Raw genomic sequence first — 18,152 nt, forward strand, 5'->3', positions numbered from 1 at the left:
TGATTGGTTTGTTATGGTCGTCTTTAACACACCCAACATTAGCGTGCATATTTTGGATCAGCAGCGGCAGTAAACAAGACGTCTGTTGATGAGTTCAATGCGGTCTCTGCGGAGTCTTGCAGCACACTGATAATAAAGCCAATAGCCACCACTTGTAGCGCAATATCATCAGGAATATTGAATAAACTGGCCGCCAAAGGAATGAGTAGTAATGAGCCACCAGCGACGCCAGAGGTACCGCCAGCACTGATTGTAGCGACTATACTTAGCAGTAATGCTGAGCCAAAGGTCACTTCAATACCGAGTGTATTCGCGGCTGCAAGCGTTAAGACATTAATAGTAATCGCTGCACCTGCCATATTAATAGTGGCACCTAATGGCAGGGTGACTGAATAAGTATTCTCATGCAACCCTAATTTGCTGGCAAGGTTCATATTGATAGGAATGTTGGCAGCAGAGCTACGGGTAAAAAACGCAGTAATACCAGATTCGCGTAAGCAGGTGAATACCAGTGGATAAGGGTTTTTACCCGTTTTGAAATATACAAGGAGCGGGTTAGTCACCAAAGCAATAAACAACATGCAGCCTATCAGTACTAGCAAAATTCGTGCATAGCCCAATAGCGCAGCAAAGCCAGTATCAGCGACGGTATTGGCGACTAATCCCAAGATACCAAAAGGTGCTAGCGCGATGACCCATTTGACTACTTTTGAGATGGCATCTGCAATGTCATTGACAGTGCTGCGAGTCGTCTCGCCAGCTTGTCGTAGCGCAATGCCGATGATAACGGCCCAAGCTAATATACCGATATAATTAGCATTGGCTAGTGCAGCAACTGGATTGGCGACGAGACTGAGTAATAAATTATTCAATACTTCTTTTAGGTTTGCTGGCGGTACTTGCTCGATGGTCGCATTCACTAACGTCAATTCGGTTGGGAACAAAAAGCTGGCACCAACAGCGACCAAAGCGGCTATAAAAGTGCCTATCAGATATAAAAACAGCACCGGTTTTACATAGACCTTGTTACCGCTACGATGTTGACAGATAGCAGCCATCACTAAGAAAAATACCAGTATAGGGGCAACGGCTTTTAGGGCACCTACGAATAGGGTTCCCAAAATCCCTAAGGCAATACCCACACTTGGCGCCAGCCATCCTATCAAAGTACCTAGTACTAAACCGATAACAATCAGCGTTACCAATCCGATTCGTTGGTACATCGCTATTAATGAATGCATTTTTACCCCTTTAGTCCATTTGGAAATAAATATTAGCTTAACAATCGTTAGCTTAACGACCGAAGGATGTTAGCATTTTTTGTGATAAGCGCCTACTGACAGATTTTATAACGCAGTAGGCAATAACGTACTTATAAGCCTCTAAGAATTTTAAAAGTCGATATTTAAGCAAAAAAAACGCCATGACTGGCGTTTGATTTTGCAATAGAAGACTAAACTTTGAAATGGGTAAGCTCATAGCCGAGTTGCTGGTAGTGCTTATATTTAGCGCGTCCTGCCTCAGTGCTGACTGTATCAGGTTTGATAAGCTCTAAAATACGAGTTGGCAAAGTATTGCTGGTAGCATTTATAAAGTTATTAACGGGACGTATCGTAGTATTAAGTACGATACCTTTAAAATCGGCTGGCATATAGCTGGCAAGCAACACTGGTGCTAATAATTGATTATTAATATCAGTATGAACACCGTCAATATCGGCGCCTTCAGGATTAGAATCTAAAAGGCGTTGATGCGGTATAAAGCTCGTATCGTCTTGTGCCCAAAGGGCTTCATCAAGCGTCGACAGCAATTCATCGTTTTTTTCGATAAGAATCAATAACGACTGGCTGCTTTTATTGAGCGCCGTCTGGGTCAGCTGACAAATAAAGCCCAAGAAATCTTGGGCTTTATTCTCAGTTAATACATAAAAGCTAACTTTCATAGAGTGGTTTTCATTGAGTGATGATTCATCAATAGATTATGCCATATTTGCACTATTTTTTAGGTATTGCATGAATAATGGCACAGGACGACCAGTCGCGGCTTTGTCTTGGCCTGAAACCCATGCCGTACCAGCGATGTCTAAATGCGCCCATGCTTGACCTTCTTCGATGAAGCGCGATAAGAAACAGGCAGCAGTCACAGCGCCAGCACCTTTACCACCGATATTTTGAATATCAGCGATAGGCGAGTCAATCTGCGCTTGATATTCGTCATCCATCGGCATGTGCCAGATAAGGTCGCCTGATAAGTTACTGGCGTTTTCTAAGTCAAACAACACGTCTTCGTCATTACTAAAGACTGCCGAGCGTACATGACCCAACGCAACCACACAAGCACCAGTCAAGGTTGCGACATCAATGATGGCTTTTGGCTGATAATACTTCTGCACGTAGCACAAGGTATCACACAATACTAAACGACCTTCAGCATCAGTATTTAGGATTTCAACTGACTTACCGTTCATTGCTCTGATGATATCGCCTGGACGCGTCGCCTCTCCTGATGGCATATTTTCAGCACAAGCGAGTGCACCGACAACATTGATAGGTAGACGCGCTTCGCATAGCGCTTTTAGAGTACCGAGTACCGCAGCAGAACCGCCCATATCAAATTTCATCTCATCCATCGCCGCACCCGGCTTGATTGAGATACCACCTGAATCGAAGGTAACACCTTTACCGACTAAGACGATAGGCGCATCATTATTTGCAGCATTGGCATTGTCTTCGCTATTCTGTTCAGCATTTTTAGCGGCTTTTTTGCTAGCAGCTTTGGTTGGTAATTTATCAGCCAAGGCTTTGAGACCGCCAGCTACTTTTGCGCTGTTGGTAATGGTTTTGTTAGTATCACCATCAGTATTGACGCTAAAATTAGACTTGCCACGATACTCCATCAGTACCAGTTTGCCTTCTTTGGTAGAGCCTTGCGCGACCGATAAGAAGCAGTTCATACCCAGTGCTGACATCTCGTCTTCGCCAAGTACCGTTACTTTTAATAGGTCAGGATAAGTGGCTGCCAATTCCTGTGCTTGCTCAGCCATATATGCTGGGAAACAGATATTACCCGGCTCATTGGCAACATCACGGGTCAAGCTTTGACCAGTAAAGACCGCTTGTGCAAAGTCTAATGAGTCTTCTAAAGACGACTCTGCCAGTAAGTAGATATCCGTTAAAACAGGTGTTTGCTGCTCAGATTTGTACTTGTCAAAACGATAGCTTGCTGCCAGTAGGCTCAGCGCAAATTGGCTAAACTGGTTTTCTTCTAAGCTATCGCCCAGCGCAACAGTGATAGAATTGACGCGTTTTTGGGTGCTCTTATAAATGGTATTGGCAATTTTTTCTAGAACGCTATGACGCAATTTATCAACATTACCCACACCGACCAATAATAGCTGTACTGGATTTTCTTTGGTGGTTTTCTTATCACCCGCTAGCGCATAGTCAGCGACGGTTTCGCAAGCTTTGCCGTTAAAGTGTGATACTTCAATCAATTGCTCAATGCGGGTTTGATAATCGCTCAAGACTGACTCAGCTAAGATATTTTTCTTATCATCGATCAAAACGACAAGGCAGGCCGCGTCTTTACTTTTGGCTTCTTTTTTGAGGATTTTTTGCGTATGGGTTTTTGGCAGTGTTTGGGTTAATTTAATATTCATATATTTATCCTTATTGGGGTTATGACATTATAGTTATGACGTTAACGCTATGAAAATGGCAGATTTTTTTAATTGCTGATACCTGTTAAATTATCAGATTGTTTGGCCAGTCAAGCAATCGCAATAGTGTAGCATATTGCGAGGTGAGTGCGCAGTGAGCAAGGTTTAGGTCATGGATTCGAACCGTTTACTAGCTATTAACTAACTCATCGGTTGCTACTAAAGCGGCAAATCTATCTTGCAGTGCTGCCATCGCGGTAGCATGCATGATATCAGCGCTGATTTTCCCTTTTTTATAGTCAGGCAGATCACGAGTGGCACAAGCATCATGGCAAACAAAACTGTCAAAGCCTAAATCAAAAGCTGCTCTCACGCTTGAGCTAACACACATATGACTCATAAAGCCTGCAAAAATAATTTGCTGTTTTTGTGCAGCTGAAACAAGTGCTTGCAGCTGGGTATCATGGAACGCATTGGGATTTTTTTTGACGATGACGGTTTCGCCATCCTTTGGTTGTAATTCAGAGATAATCTCGACGTTAGATGATAAGGGATCAAAAACGTTGCCATTATCTGCGCCGTGATGGGCGATATGGAAGACAGGAACGTTCTGTTTACGAGCTTTGTCTAGCAATAGGCGCGCATTTGCAATGGCGTTCGTACCAGCTTGCCCCAATGGCATCGCACCATCGACATATTCGTTTTGATAGTCAATAAAAACCACGGCGCAATTTGACCAATCGAGCGTATCAAATTGACCGCCAGCGATTTCAAGTAAAGTAGAAGGGGTAGAACCGAGTTTATTTGTCATTAGTATTCTCCATTGGGCGAGCTAATTAGGAATTTTTAGTTTTCTCAGTTTAACAAGTAATCCTAACGGTGCGAGGGCAGTGATACGAATGACACACAAAGGTTTCCAAATGACATCAAGTAAAAATGTCATACAAAGACTTAATAAAAAGGCTTCTTAGATAAGACAAACTAATGAGTCAAGTTCTCATTATTCTTTTCATATCTTATCTATTATTAGTGAGCCATACAGCGTTATAGCAAGATGGACGCAATGTTTGCAAACACATTTCACAGCCATTTTTGAGCAAAATATGCTAGGATTAGCGGTTATCTTTACCGCTAATTTTTACAGCATGTCGCTAACCCGTCTCGCAGATATTTTCATATCTTTTGCCGTTGCTTTTAGGGCTGTTTAAGTATTTGATTGAGCAGCACGGTCTTGTGTTTCTATTGTTCAGTTATCGGTATCAGCTATGGTATTTAGAGCTATCCATAATTGTCAGTGTTTGCCAATAAAGCTGCGATAAATCGTGCGACTATCAACCTTTTTAAAAGAGTGCCCATTGTGATATTACGCCGCTATATGACTCAACAAGTTGCCTCAACGACCGCATTGGTCTTGGGGTTTTTAGTGGTGATGATGCTGGGCGGTCGTTTAATCCGTTACTTTGGTATTGCCGCAGAAGGCAATTTAGATATCAGTTTGTTATTTACCATCATTGGTTATAATTTGCCGTACTTTTTAGAGCTTATCCTGCCATTAGCATTTTTTATCGCTCTAATGCTGGTATTTGGGCGGCTGTATGTCGATCAAGAAATGGCGGTGATTAATGCCAGTGGGGTGTCGCGTGGTAAACTTGCCCGTTTTATGACGCCTTTAATCCTGGCGTTGTTTGTTGGTGAAGCGGCTTTATCCATCGTTGGTAAACCGTGGGGCGTACGCTCATCGGAAAGTGTCTGGCAACAGCAGGCATTGACCAGCGCTTTTGATTTAATTCGTCCCAATGAATTTATTAGTAGTGGCAATTATCATTTGTATGTGGGCAGCTTGAGCGATGATAAAAAGCAATTGCAAGATGTGATATTAATTCAATCTGAGCCTGAAAAAAAGGGCAGTGCCGCTAAAAACAACACTGCTAAAGAGGCTGCCGTCGATGTTAAAAACAGCATCGATCCCGAAACAGCTGAGCAATTAAATATTTCAGACATGCCAAATATGCCAACTGCGATTACTAATAATACCAACATCAGCAAAGATACTATTACGTTGGCTAAGCGTGCCGAGCAAGTAGACACGGGTAATAGCGGTGTGACCCAATTGGACTTGTTCCAAGGGCGTCGTTATGAAGTCGGTGCTGGCAGTCTGAAATACAATCAAGTGGGCTTTGATCGTTACCGCATTACGTTGACAGAATCCTCAGAAGAAGTCATCACTGAAGATAATATCGAAACGCAAGCGATTGGACCATTATGGCGAGCTGCGACGGGTGGTACGGCAAGTAGTGGCAACTCGCTGCGTGTGGCACAAAGTGAGCTTGGCTATCGTTTGGCATTGCCGTGGTTGATGATCATTGCACCAATGCTCGCTGTACCACTGGCGCAAGTACGTCCGCGTCAAGGTCGCTGGTTGCGCCTATTTCCTTCTATTTTATTGTTTGTCAGCTGTGCGCTGGGTATTATTTCACTCAAAAATGCTGTTAGCAAAGGCAGCGTGAGCGTCTGGGCATATGCGTGGCTCATTTTAGGGTTTATGGCATTGGCGCTTTATATGAATTGGGGTAGCCGTGTGCAGCATCGATTACGCTTTCGCAAACCGAAGAACACGCCTTTAACGGTTGCCGATCATCAGAGCAGTGGCTCACAAGGAGGGCAGTCCTAATGAGTGTCTTATCTTCTAAACCATCTAATCCTGACTCGAAAAATGCTCATGCTAAGTACGCTCGCAAACCTGCCAAACTAAAAGTGCTGAGCCGTTACGTCAAGCTGAACGCTTTGCTCGCAATCGTCGGAGCTGTCATAGGCTTGTGGGCATTACAGCTGGTATTCTCTTATTTGTCTGAGCTGGATTCGTTAGATGATAGCTATACGATGGGCGAGGCGATTAAGTATATTTTTTATCGCTCGCCTTATTTTTTAGAGCAATTTATTCCCACTGGCGCATTGCTAGGTGCAGTGGTCGGCTTGGGCTTGCTTGCCAATAAAAGTGAGCTGGTCGTGATGCGTGCCGCTGGCGTCAGCGTTTATCGTATCGTCGGTTGGGTGTTGCAGCCTGCTTTGATTTTTGTGTTGCTCGCATTGATTATCAATCAGTTCGTGCTGCCACACTCTAATCAATTGGCAAAAGAAATCAACGATGAAGACAGCAGTTCATTGGTCACATCGGTACGCGGTTATTGGACGTTGCAGCCACGCTTTGAGAGTACAAAAGACGGCAGTGCCAAGCCAGATGGTAGCGATATTTTGTATATCGATTATGCTGATGTGCAAGGCAATATCGGTGAAGTTAAACGCTGGCATTTAGACAATAATGGCAATCTGCAAACGGCCATTCACGCTGAGGGTGGCAAATATATTGGTCGTGAACCTGTTAATCCTGCCAGCAGCAAACCGAGCGAGCAATATCGCTATGAGTGGCAGCTGAACAACATGACCAAGCTGATGATTAATCAGGGCTTTGAGAGTAGCCAAGCCATCTCACCGTCAGATACTTTAAGTCTGCCTTTTGCCCCTGAATCGGTATATCTGCTTACCCGTAAGGCCGAAGATTTGTCATTGACTCAGCTGTATGAGCATCGTCAATTTATGCGCCAACAAGGCACGCGCTCGCTAAGTCATGAGCTGGCATTTTGGCAAAAACTGCTCTCACCGCTATCGATTTTATCGCTAGTGATTGTTGCCTGCTCATTCGTCTTTGGCTCACTGCGGACGCATAGCTTAGGCTTGCGTATCGTCGTAGCATTATTGTTTGGATTGCTATTTAGTTACGTGCAAGACTTGGTTGGCTTTGTCTCATTGGCGACTGGATTTTCGCCGTTATTAATGGTGATATTACCGATTATCGCCAGTGCGATATTGGGTGGTTATTTGCTTAAACGGCAGATGTAATTTTAGAAATTTAGCCATAAAAAAAGCCCGCTAGATCATGACGATTTAGCGGGCTTTTTGTTTATGCAGCTTTTAATACATAAGCTTTTAAAGCTTAGTCTTTGGTCGCCATGGTAATCGTATAGGTTTTGCCTTGTTTGATCTTTTCGCTGTTGCCAAACACTTCGGTAAACGAGCGCTTCATAAACTGACGCAAGCCATTGATGGTGACCACGTAAAAACGCCCACCTTTACGCATACGGGCATAGGCATCGAGGAAATATAAATAATGCTGCTCTTTACCTACTTTGGCTGGCAAGTTTGACATCACCAAGCTAAAGTCTTTGTCTTTTGCCACGTGATTGAAGCCATTTGATAAATGCACATCGACATTTTTTAGACCGTTTTTCTCACAGTTACGGCGCGCATATTCGACTGCCATAAAATCTTTATCAATCAACGTATGCAGACCATTTGGACATTCACGCGCTGCCGTCATACCGAGTACGCCATAGCCACAGCCCAAATCAATCGAGTCGTCATCCGCTTCAAAATCAATATAATCAAGCAGCATCAAGCTACCGTCATCAAGCTTTTGCGGTGAAAAAATGCCCCACGTGGTCGAAAAATCAAATGGCTTACCCAGTACGTCTTGGCGAAAATTAATGTCTTCGCGCCAATGTTGGGCGTTTTTTAATAGGTCAGCAGGTGGTCTATGGCTCATGAGCTTCTCGGATAATAGATAGGTAAAATGTGGTGTGTTGCTCAGTCATGCAGCATGTATATCATGACGCACTTTAATAAGGGTATTGTAACGAGAAAAGGGCAGGTTTGCAGCATGCTATTGTGGGAATTATATGGAAGCCATCACCTGCAACAGCATAGCATTACTATCAGGGCGAAAAATTAGCTTGATTCAGGTATTCTTGTTGAACTGTAATAGTAAAAATATAGAGAAATTCAGGGTGCACCCATCGCATTTTAGATAAGTTAATGTCTAGCATCAGTGTGTATTTTACAACAACCAATATAAGATATAGTTGGAAAACCGCACAAAAATAGGGTTTTATACATACCCCAAGGAAGATTTTAAATATGTCGGAATCTTACCTTAGAACACATTAAAGGGATGCACTATGAAAAAAATATTTCTAGTTTTTTTACTATTAAGCCAAGTTAATCCAGCATATTCATATAGTGATGGTGAATTAAGCGAAAGAATTAAGGCATTAAACTATACCTTTATGCTTCAGTCTAGCAACTTTTTTAGCGAGGCTGTGAACCGCCCCGACTATATCGGAGAGTGATTTACTTGAGTCAGGCAGCCATGCCTGACAGGATTAAATTATCATAATACCGCTTTTCAAACTCAAAGGGTGACACATAACCAATCGTGCTATGCAGTCGTATTTTATTAAACCAATCCACCCATTCAAGGGTTGCCAGTTCAACATCATTGATACCAGTCCAGTTCTCCTTTAAATAGTCAATTACCTCAGATTTATAGAGTCCATTGACCGTTTCAGCCAGTGCATTATCGTATGAATCACCAGTCGTGCCGACAGAAGCGATGATACCAGAGTCACACATTTTGTCAGTATAGCGAATGGATAAGTACTGAACCCCTCGATCGCTGTGATGAATCACATCTTTGGGATGGTTCCTATCTGCTATCGCCTGATTTAGCGCAGCCATAACCATATCGGTATTCATGCGATTAGATACTTTCCAACCGACAATACTACGGGCAAACACGTCAATAATAAAAGCGGTATATACCCAGCCGCTAGTTGTTTTTATATAGGTGAAGTCAGCTACCCAAAGCTGATTGGGTTGACGTGCATTAAAGTTACGATTGACTAGGTCATCAGCGCGCTTTTGGTCGTCACGGCTGTTGGTGGTAATCTTGCTTTTGCCACGCCAGACACCTTGCATACCATACTGCTTCATTAAACGCTCTACGGTACACCGAGCAACCTTTAACCCGTCAGCTTTCATCTGCTGCCAGACTTTGCGCGCACCGTAACGGCACTTGCTGTCCCGCCAAATACGTTTAATCTCACCGATGTAATAGGCGTCATGCTGACTGCGCAGTGAACGCTTGTGTGGGTTGTCGCTTAAGGCTTGAACACGATAATAAGTTGACGGGGCAATCGGTAGGACTCTACAGATCAGCTCGACCCCATAAAGGTGTTTATTGTCGTCGATGAAGTGAATCATGATTTTAGTCAGCGGTCGAGCTCCGCCTGGGCGAAAAAAGCCGCAGCCTTCCTGATGATTTCATTAGCTTGCTTAAGTTCTTTATTCTCGCGTTCAAGCTCTTTGATGCGTTCTTTATCACTTTGCGCTTGCACTGAGGCAGGAATGGTTTGATCGATGTGCTTTTTATGCCATGAGCGCAGGGTTTCAGGCGTGCAGCCAATCTTAGGGGCGATGGCTTGAATCGCTGACCAGGTAGAGGGGTAGTCGCCTGCCGCTTCAATGAGCATGCGAACGGCGCGTTCTTTAATCTCAGGAGTGTAGGTTTGTCTTTTCATTGTCGTATTCTCTCAGAATGTTGAGTCTCCGACAATCCCGGGGCGGTTCAGCTGATAAGCTGAATAATTTAGCAGAAAATCCTGATGCAAATCCAGATAATCTTTATATGCTGTATATAACATCTTCCCAGTCACTATGCATATCAGTACTATCTTTAGAAAAGACTCAGAGTCTTATTCAAGAGAACTCATATGACATAGAAAATATTTTAACGAGGGGTGATATAAAAAATATCAACGATACAGCAGATATATTCAATAGATATTTAGAGGAGTTTGAGTTAGATCATCAACAGTGTAAAGACATGGTGCCAAGCGCTTATCAATCTATTATTAATACTTAAAGTAATAATAGAATCACGGTAGATAATGCATTAATTCACCACATACTTATTTGGTTCAAATGATAGATTATGCTATGACTACTCTTCCTGCTAGATTTTTTTAAGTTTAGCCTTGGTCTATGCCACTATTTAAAAGATTGGCTAGACTGAATATTTGCAGTTTGGTTTCAATCAGCTGAAGCTTAGATATGGTTTTTCAAATATTATATAGACAATCCCCTTCAAGGGATTGTCTCTTGCGAACCTAACGAAGCAGTGCTTCGTTTTAACGGTTTTCACCCACGCGGATGATGCTCAGCATGCAATTTCTGCAATCTCGCCGTAGCCACGTGGGTATAGATCTGTGTGGTTGATAAATCACTGTGCCCAAGCAATAACTGCACGCTACGCAAGTCCGCGCCATGATTCAGTAGATGCGTGGCAAAGGCATGGCGTAAGGTATGTGGTGATAGCTCTTTATCGATACTGGCGACTTTGGCGTACTTTTTGAGCAAATACCAAAAATTCTGCCGCGTCATATAGCCACCTTGCGCCGTCAAAAACACCGCTTGGCAATTTCCTGATTTCAAGTGTGCAATCAAATCACCACGAGCATGCGTTAGATAATCTTCTAGCGCATCGCTTGCATATTCGCCGAGTGGCACCAGTCGCGTTTTATTGCCTTTCCCCGTGATTTGTAGCCAGCCAGCGTTTAGATTCACTTGCTCTAATGAGAGATTAATCAACTCGCTCACCCGCAGACCGCAGGCATATAACACCTCTAACATGGCTTTATCACGCAGTCCGAGCGCCGTACTGGTATCAGGCGCAGCAAGGAGATTATCGACATCTGCTTCGGCTAAATCTTTCGGTAACGGTCGTCCAAGCTTGGGGCTTTTGATACGCTCGCAAGGGTTGTCTTCACGCAGATTACTGGCAATCATCCACAGATAAAACTGACGCAAGCTTGAGAGCATGCGTGCTTGGGTACGTGGTGTTTTGCCTTCTTGAGTAAGCGTTGATAAGCAGTGCAGCACGTCATTAGGTTGCCAGCGTGTCAGGGCAATAAGATTGGTCAGCTCGCAAGAGCGCAGGTCGCGGACATAAGCATTACGAGTACGCGTTGCTAGACCACGTGCCAGCATGGCTTGACGAAACTCTGTCATATAACTGGGTTCGTCATCTACTGCCAGCGCCTTAGGTTGGCGCTGTTGCACGGCACGATCACGGCTCATAACTCAGTACTCGATGGGTGAATGTTAGATAAGCGTTAGACACCATAATGAAGTGACTTCAGCACTGCGAGCGATATGTAGCGGGTCTGTATCATCTTGGCTGCGACCATGTTTAGGTTGGGTATCCAAACGATATTTTACGGTCAATCCAGCATCGGCAAACAAGCCTAATAACTCATAACGAGTGCGTAGTTGCAGGTGCTCAGCTAAGTCCGACATTATCAACCAGAGCTCACCGTGCTCAGCTAAGTGCTGTTTGGCACCTTGCAACACCCCACGCAACATCGCGCTTTTGGCATCATAGACGGCGTACTCAAGAGACGAGCTTGGCTTAGCAGGTAACCAAGGCGGATTACAGACAATCAGATTGGCGAGTGGTGCATCAGTCGGATATAAATCCGCTTGCTGCAATTGTACGGCAGGTAACTCTAAGCGTGTAAAGTTCTCATTGGCACAGGCCAAAGCACGTGGATTCAAATCCGTTGCTATCACTTGCGGAACACCGCGCTGCGCCAAGATAATAGCCAGCAATCCCGTGCCGGTACCGATGTCATAGGCGACATCATGGATCGCTGGTAGCGGTGCATCGAGCAATAGCTGCACATACTCATGACGGGTTGGTGCAAAGACGCCATAATGCGGGAAAATTGATAGCCCTAAGCTGTCTATTGGGACGCCTTTTTCGCGCCATCCTGCTGCGCCAAGTGCGCCTTGCAAGTCACGAAACGACAGCACGCAAGACTCATCCATCGCCTTATCTAACGGGCCAAAAGCTGCTGTGCAGGCCGCACTCACATCGGGCGCGCGGCGTAGTTGGCTAATATAATTGGCATCAAGCTCTAGTAGCAAACGGCTTAATATGCGCGAACGTTGGGCTTGTAGTTGGCGCTGCTGATGAAATAGATTAGGTATTTCTTTAGAGTTGCTTGAATCAGATTCTGTTGTAGATTTAGCCGCTTTTTTTGCTTTTCGCAGCTCAGAGCGCTCATTGGTACGATCTATGCGACGACCGAGCGCTTGTAGCAACTGGCGTGCATTATGAAAATCACCGCGCCACAGCAGTGAGCTGCCTTCGCAAGCTAAGCGGTAAGCGTCATCTGCGGTCGTTGTATCATCGACCAATACAATGCGCGCAGGTGGCATATGATTGCTTTCAGACAACCAAAGAGCATTATGTAGAGTTTCGTTTTCTTGCCATTGTACATACTGCTTTTCTGTTTGTAACACGTAATAGTCTACCTTTTGTGAAAGATACTTCGCTTAAAATGCAAAGATACCTTTATATTGTTTATTGCGCTGTCAATGTTGTGCTGTGATCAATGCTTTGATGCGGTAACTTGAGTGCATTTAAGCGCTTTTTTTCTTAACCAGATAACGATAAAGTGTGGCGCTGATTGGTGCATCCTCATCGCCAGTGACCATTATTTCATCGGGATCGACGTTTAGATTTATATTTTCAGCAAGCGTTTCTTGCTGCACAAGCTCATGTCCCAAATGACGACAAAAATTAGGAATGTCACGAGTGGTGGCTGGGTCGGTGGCGAGTATTTCAATCACCTCGCCAGCATCAGCGTTACGGATGGTTCGATGCAGCATCATGACAGGCTCAGGGCAAATCAGCCCTTGCGTATCTAAATGATGATTGATCGTCGTTTGCGTGGTAGAAGTGCTCATAGTAGTCATTTAAATCGATAATATAAGGTGAAAGTTTTTTGCGTCATTTATAAGTATGCTTTACGCTTCTTCAGCGATGTCAGTGTCTTTTTCTGCTTCTAGAAAATTAAAAAAGCGCTTAAAGCTCACTTTAAATAAAAACGCCACACCTAGCCAACAAGATAAGCCTAACCAGGCGGTATCAGCGAATAATAAGCCACCAACCAATATGATGGTCGATACGCCAATGCTCATGGCAATCATCGACGCTTGGTTTAATCGATAACGATAAATTACCAGCGCATCATAAATAGTAATAGGAATCGTAAGCGCAACCAAGGCATAGGGCAAGTTATAGAAAAGTTGATAAAGCAGTTGATTGTCATGAAAGGCTTTGATACTGGCAATGGTGCCAAAGACCATAAAGGCGAGAATAGCAGCATAAATGAGATAAATCGCTATTTGATTCGCTCGCTGTGCGCCTTTAATACGGGCGATGGCAAGCGGCGCAAAACCATGTTGCGATTTGTTTTGCAGGGAGTGGTCTGAGACAGTGGTCATAATAATCAGGTATTTATCCGTGTAGAGTGGCGATATGTCAGAATTGGCAGTGTTTTAATTAAGAGTGTTTTAACAGCAGGTTTGTCGCTGATTTAATCGGCTTTGATAGCGTCGATGGCGATACTGCTACTGGGATCAGCGAAATAAGTCGACATAAGAATGCAGGCAGAGATATCATCAATCGGGTCGCGTTCATGCTTAATCCAACCATTATCCCACGCGATCTCGCGCGCTGCCACTGAGGTTAAACGCTCATCACACAGGCTCACGACCACTGGTAGATGCTGTTCCATGACTCGATGCGCTAGGCGACGGGCAAATTTGTGCGCACGCTTAGACAGCATTGAGCTGCTGCCATCCATATTAAGTGGCAACCCAACCACCACTTTTGCCACGCCCCAGACTTTGATAATACCGAGCAGGTTATCCCAATCAGGCTGACCATTATTCATCGCTAAAATATCAAAGGCACGCGCAGTCTCGGTAATGGTGTTACCTAGCGCCATGCCCATCTTTTTTACCCCGTAATCGAGCGCCAAAATAAGATGAGGCTTAATAGCGGGTTCCGCCACAGTAGTGTCAGCAGTTTCGATTTTAATGCTCGTATCAGACTCTACCATCATTATGCATACTTCCTATTTCTATTGGGCATGATTCATTTAGCTTAACGGCTTTAATTTGAACGCGACTTTGATTTAAATGCGGTTTTATTTAAATGGATAATTTAACTATCATAACCAATCATTAAGCATGACCAATATCGCTACTAAGGTAATCAAAGTTCACCCCAATCTTATCCGCGGCAATTTGCCAGCGTTCTTCGAATGGTGTATCAAACAATAAGTTTAAATCAGCAGGACAAACGAGCCAGTCGCCGTTGTTAAGTTCCTGATCGAGCTGTTTTTTACCCCAGCTGGCATGACCCAAGCACAGCTGATAATGCCCAACGCCTTGACCTGCGGCGATACGCTTAAGGATATCTTGACTGGTCGTGATGCAGACGTTTTCTGAGATTGCAAAAGACGATGCCCACTCAGGCTGCCCCGTATGCAGCACAAAGCCAACCTCTGGATACATCGGGCCACCCTCTAATGCTACATCTTCCATCACTTGCGCATCCGTCACTTCAATGTCTAAATCTTCTAGCAGTTTACCCACGCGTGCCTGCTCTAATGGACGATTGACCATCAGACCAAGTGCGCCATGTTTATCATGACGGCAAATATAAATCAGCGCCTGCTCAAACCGTGGGTCTGACAGCTCGGGTGCCGCGATTAAAAAATGATGGGTCAAATTGGCTTTAGACATAGAGACAAACGCACCCTAATATTGAAGGTAAAATAACAGAAATGACACACCACTATATGGCGATACTGAGGTAAAAATCAACCAAAGCAAATATTTAGCAGTGATGAGACACAGCGCTGCACAACTGGTTGATGAATGACCAAGACTTTATTTCACATCGGTCAATAAGCTACGCGCATGGTCGCGGGTGACGTCAGTGATGATTACACCGCCAGACATGCGTGCCAGCTCGTCGACTTGCGCGCTATCAGTCAGTATTAATAGCTCGCTTTCGGTCTGCTCGTCATGATGTTTTTGTACCAAAATATGCTGATGCGCTTGCGCCGCGACTTGTGCTTGGTGGGTAATAGCCAGTAGCTGCTGCGTCTGCCCAAGTGCGCGCAGTAGCTCACCGACCACTTGCGCAGTACCGCCACTGATACCGACATCGACTTCATCAAAGACGAGCATCGGCTTAGCGGCATTATTATCGGCATTGGTCGCTTGCAGTACTTGCATCACCAGTGCCATTCGTGACAGCTCACCGCCTGAGGCAATCTTATGTAATGGCTGCATAGGCATACCGACGTTGGCGCTAAATAATAAATCGATATCATAGCAACCTTGCGCACTATATTGGCTGGCATCGGCTTTTTTGGTAAAGACAAACTCGCAGCGGGCATTGGGTAGCGCGAGTGGTTGTAGTTGCTGCATTAATTGTTTGCTGACGATCGGCGCGGCTTTCGAGCGCTCTTTATTTAGCTGAGCGGCCAGTGCAAGATAGTCTTGCCAAGCTTGTTCAATTTGTGCCGCCATCGCATCACTGCTTGGCTCGTTTTTTAGCTGCTCTAATTGCGCTTCCCAGCCCTTTGCTTCATCGATTAAATCGCTCGTTGGCAAGCTATGTTTACGTGATAAACGATGTCCTAAGCTGATAAGACTGTCTAATGTCTGCAAACGCTCAGGATCAGGCAACTGTTGCTCAGCATAATCTGACAGTAAACCTGTTACCTCAGTAATTTGTTGCTGTGCTAAATGCAGCTGCTCGGAGGCTTGCTCAAAGGTTTGGCTGACACTCATTTGATTATCACAAAGCTTAATCGCCTGCCCAAGCAAGGTCATGACGTCTGGCTCATCCGTGTCATTGTCGAGCAGATGCAAGCCATGACTGGCCTCTTGCATGAGGGCGTCGATATTAGACAGCTCTTCGTGCTCTGCTTCAACTTCTGCATAATCAACCGCCAATAACGGCGCAATATCAGCAAGTTGGCTTTGCAATAGTTGAATACGGTCTTGTCGTTGAGCCTCACGGCTCGCAATGTCGTCAGCACGGCGTTTGAGCTGCTGATAGGTTTGATAGCTACTGGCAGTTTGTATGGCTAGTGGCGTGATTTGTGCCATCTCGTCGAGCCATTGCACTACAAACTGCGGCTTGAGGAGCGCTTGCTGAGCATGTTGACTATGAATATTGACCAGCAATGCACCTAAGCTTTTGAGCTCTGCCAAGCTGACAGGCGTGCCATTTAACCACGCTTTTGAGCGTCCGCTATTGCTGAGCTGACGACGAATGAGGACTTCAGGCTCTTCTAGAGCTCGATCATTTTTAGCAAACCACTCAGCGATGACACCGTTATTTTCTACATCAAACTGCGCATAGATATCTGCATGCGCTGCGCCATGTCTGACCATTGCACTGTCTGCGCGCTCACCAACACATAAAGACAGCGCATCAAGCAATAATGACTTGCCAGCACCGGTCTCACCAGTGATGACATTGAAGCCTTCGGCCACACTCAGCTCATGCTGAGCGATCAACGCAAACTGATGTAAAGTTAATGATACTAGCATCAACGCCTCTCATGACAGACAATAGACTTCATATAAATCTCAAGAAGCCATAGATAAAGTAGGGTAGATAAGGGAGTGAAATTATTCATTTAACCGTGTTAATGAGATAAATGTTATAGGCAAATAGTATGATGTTAAACGCGCTTAAATACAAACTTTCAGGCACTGTATAATAGAATTTATTCTTGGAAGATTACCATAAAGCTATCAAAAACTGGCAATGAGTCGTCATCATAATATTCACAATATCAATCATTAAGATGACTAAGCCTGTCAAAATGATGGCGTTAGACTAAGAATGGTTGCGGATCAAATGTATAAAAAAAGCTCCATTATAGTGATAAGGTGCTGACTCAAAAAAAGATGAGTAAGTAAGTTTAAGATTCGCATCAAACAGCATTTTCCTAGTCGCTTTAACAAACTTTATAGATATAATGTGGTAGCATAATCTCACATAATGATAAACTCTTCTGATTAGATTAGTACGGTGTAATACACGATAACGAGTCATAATTTTGTAAAATGATAGGCGTATAGTTGGAAGAGTATGCCACTCGGTCATTATTCTAAAGTATTTTCATAGAACCTGTGGCTAGCTTTAGCGCACAGATACCTAGTATAGAAGGATACAGTACGTAGTACAGAGGTGTCGGTTAACGACGCAACTCTGGCGGTACTCTAACCAATTACTTATTTTTTAGTTTCGTAATGATTATTTGATAAGGAAGCCACTATGACAGCGGCGCAATTTACTAATGTAACAGTCAATGCTCAAGCGACGGTATCTTATGATGGTCGTTGTTCAAGCCACACTATTATGTTCGAAGATGGTCGACATAAAACATTGGGCGTTATCTTGCCTTGTGATAATTTGGTTGAGCATTACCATTTTAGCACCAATACCTCCGAGCGTATCGAAATCACGGGCGGTGAGTGTGAGGTCAAAATTAATGGTGATGAAGAATTCAGCTATTACCGCGCTGGTCAATCATTCGTGGTTGGAGGCAATAGTGGTTTTAATCTGCGGACAGAAGAAATTGTTCAATATATCTGCCACTTAGAAGGGTAAGTTTGCTAAAGCTGTTATTAAGTGATTGATGACAGCAAAAAGCCTTTTACTCAAAAAAAGAAAAACCTTATCGGATTGGTAAGGTTTTTCTTTTTCTGCTGATAT

Annotated in this window: 16 protein-coding genes and 1 other annotated feature; of the genes, 3 read left to right on the plus strand and 13 right to left on the minus strand. The window is 44.1% G+C overall.

Annotated elements, in window-relative coordinates; translation table 11 throughout:
- Positions 1–38: 38 nt before the first annotated feature.
- From sstT to JMV76_RS04115, 4 genes are all read right to left on the minus strand, one after another.
- Positions 39–1,241, minus strand: a complete 1,203-nt coding sequence (sstT, locus tag JMV76_RS04100; protein ID WP_045442977.1) for a serine/threonine transporter SstT — start codon at positions 1,239–1,241, stop codon at positions 39–41.
- A 212-nt stretch (positions 1,242–1,453) separates the two neighbouring features.
- A complete protein-coding gene (locus JMV76_RS04105) occupies positions 1,454–1,942 on the minus strand; it encodes a DNA polymerase III subunit chi (protein WP_201501739.1) in 489 nt (162 codons plus the stop codon).
- Between the two features lie 36 nt (positions 1,943–1,978).
- Positions 1,979–3,658, minus strand: coding sequence for a leucyl aminopeptidase (locus JMV76_RS04110; RefSeq protein ID WP_201501740.1), 1,680 nt, complete (start codon positions 3,656–3,658; stop codon positions 1,979–1,981).
- A 190-nt stretch (positions 3,659–3,848) separates the two neighbouring features.
- Positions 3,849–4,469, minus strand: a complete 621-nt coding sequence (locus JMV76_RS04115; protein WP_201501741.1) for a cysteine hydrolase family protein — start codon at positions 4,467–4,469, stop codon at positions 3,849–3,851.
- A 564-nt stretch (positions 4,470–5,033) separates the two neighbouring features.
- On the opposite strand from JMV76_RS04115, the gene JMV76_RS04120 reads away from it, so the two are divergent.
- On the plus strand, positions 5,034–6,329 hold the full coding sequence (locus tag JMV76_RS04120; RefSeq protein WP_201501742.1) for an LPS export ABC transporter permease LptF: 1,296 nt from the start codon (positions 5,034–5,036) through the stop codon (positions 6,327–6,329).
- Positions 6,329–7,555 (plus strand): LPS export ABC transporter permease LptG, encoded by a 1,227-nt coding sequence (gene lptG, locus JMV76_RS04125; RefSeq protein WP_201501743.1) that lies wholly within the window; start codon positions 6,329–6,331, stop codon positions 7,553–7,555. The genes JMV76_RS04120 and lptG overlap by 1 nt, the downstream gene beginning before the upstream one ends.
- A 94-nt stretch (positions 7,556–7,649) precedes the next feature.
- Here the strand turns inward: lptG and JMV76_RS04130 are convergent, their stop codons facing one another.
- The 9 genes from JMV76_RS04130 to recN all read right to left on the minus strand — a co-directional run bounded on the left by JMV76_RS04130 (position 7,650) and on the right by recN (position 16,978).
- Entirely contained in the window at positions 7,650–8,258 is a 609-nt protein-coding gene (locus JMV76_RS04130; RefSeq protein WP_045454832.1) for a class I SAM-dependent methyltransferase, read from the minus strand.
- 593 nt (positions 8,259–8,851) lie between these two features.
- A protein-coding gene (locus tag JMV76_RS04135; RefSeq protein WP_193837136.1) for an IS3 family transposase occupies positions 8,852–10,071 on the minus strand; the annotation gives its coding sequence in 2 pieces (ribosomal slippage) (positions 8,852–9,795 and positions 9,795–10,071; 1,221 coding nt in all).
- Positions 9,680–9,796, minus strand: a sequence feature (AL1L pseudoknot). Its footprint overlaps the gene before it by 117 nt.
- Positions 10,072–10,690: 619 nt before the next feature.
- Positions 10,691–11,629: a site-specific tyrosine recombinase XerD gene (gene xerD, locus JMV76_RS04140; RefSeq protein ID WP_201501744.1), complete on the minus strand. Its 939-nt coding sequence runs from the start codon at positions 11,627–11,629 to the stop codon at positions 10,691–10,693.
- A gap of 24 nt (positions 11,630–11,653) precedes the next feature.
- Positions 11,654–12,856 carry a methyltransferase gene (locus JMV76_RS04145; RefSeq protein ID WP_201501745.1) on the minus strand — a complete coding sequence of 401 codons (1,203 nt, stop codon included), beginning with the start codon at positions 12,854–12,856 and terminating at the stop codon, positions 11,654–11,656.
- A 120-nt stretch (positions 12,857–12,976) separates the two neighbouring features.
- Positions 12,977–13,303, minus strand: coding sequence for a sulfurtransferase TusA (gene tusA, locus JMV76_RS04150; protein WP_201501746.1), 327 nt, complete (start codon positions 13,301–13,303; stop codon positions 12,977–12,979).
- Between the two features lie 60 nt (positions 13,304–13,363).
- Positions 13,364–13,843 carry a hypothetical protein gene (locus tag JMV76_RS04155; RefSeq protein WP_055123704.1) on the minus strand — a complete coding sequence of 160 codons (480 nt, stop codon included), beginning with the start codon at positions 13,841–13,843 and terminating at the stop codon, positions 13,364–13,366.
- Between the two features lie 92 nt (positions 13,844–13,935).
- On the minus strand, positions 13,936–14,463 hold the full coding sequence (gene ruvX, locus JMV76_RS04160) for a Holliday junction resolvase RuvX (RefSeq protein ID WP_055123746.1): 528 nt from the start codon (positions 14,461–14,463) through the stop codon (positions 13,936–13,938).
- Between the two features lie 124 nt (positions 14,464–14,587).
- Positions 14,588–15,151: a YqgE/AlgH family protein gene (locus tag JMV76_RS04165; protein ID WP_045443003.1), complete on the minus strand. Its 564-nt coding sequence runs from the start codon at positions 15,149–15,151 to the stop codon at positions 14,588–14,590.
- A gap of 147 nt (positions 15,152–15,298) precedes the next feature.
- A complete protein-coding gene (gene recN, locus JMV76_RS04170; protein ID WP_201501747.1) occupies positions 15,299–16,978 on the minus strand; it encodes a DNA repair protein RecN in 1,680 nt (559 codons plus the stop codon).
- Positions 16,979–17,711: 733 nt separating this feature from the next.
- On the opposite strand from recN, the gene ppnP reads away from it, so the two are divergent.
- The gene (ppnP, locus tag JMV76_RS04175) at positions 17,712–18,047 is read left to right on the plus strand and encodes a pyrimidine/purine nucleoside phosphorylase (protein ID WP_201501748.1); all 336 of its coding nucleotides are present in this window, start codon (positions 17,712–17,714) and stop codon (positions 18,045–18,047) included.
- The last annotated feature ends 105 nt before the right edge of the window (positions 18,048–18,152 follow it).

The sequence above is a fragment of the Psychrobacter cibarius genome (assembly GCF_904845955.1).
GTDB lineage: Bacteria > Pseudomonadota > Gammaproteobacteria > Pseudomonadales > Moraxellaceae > Psychrobacter > Psychrobacter cibarius_B.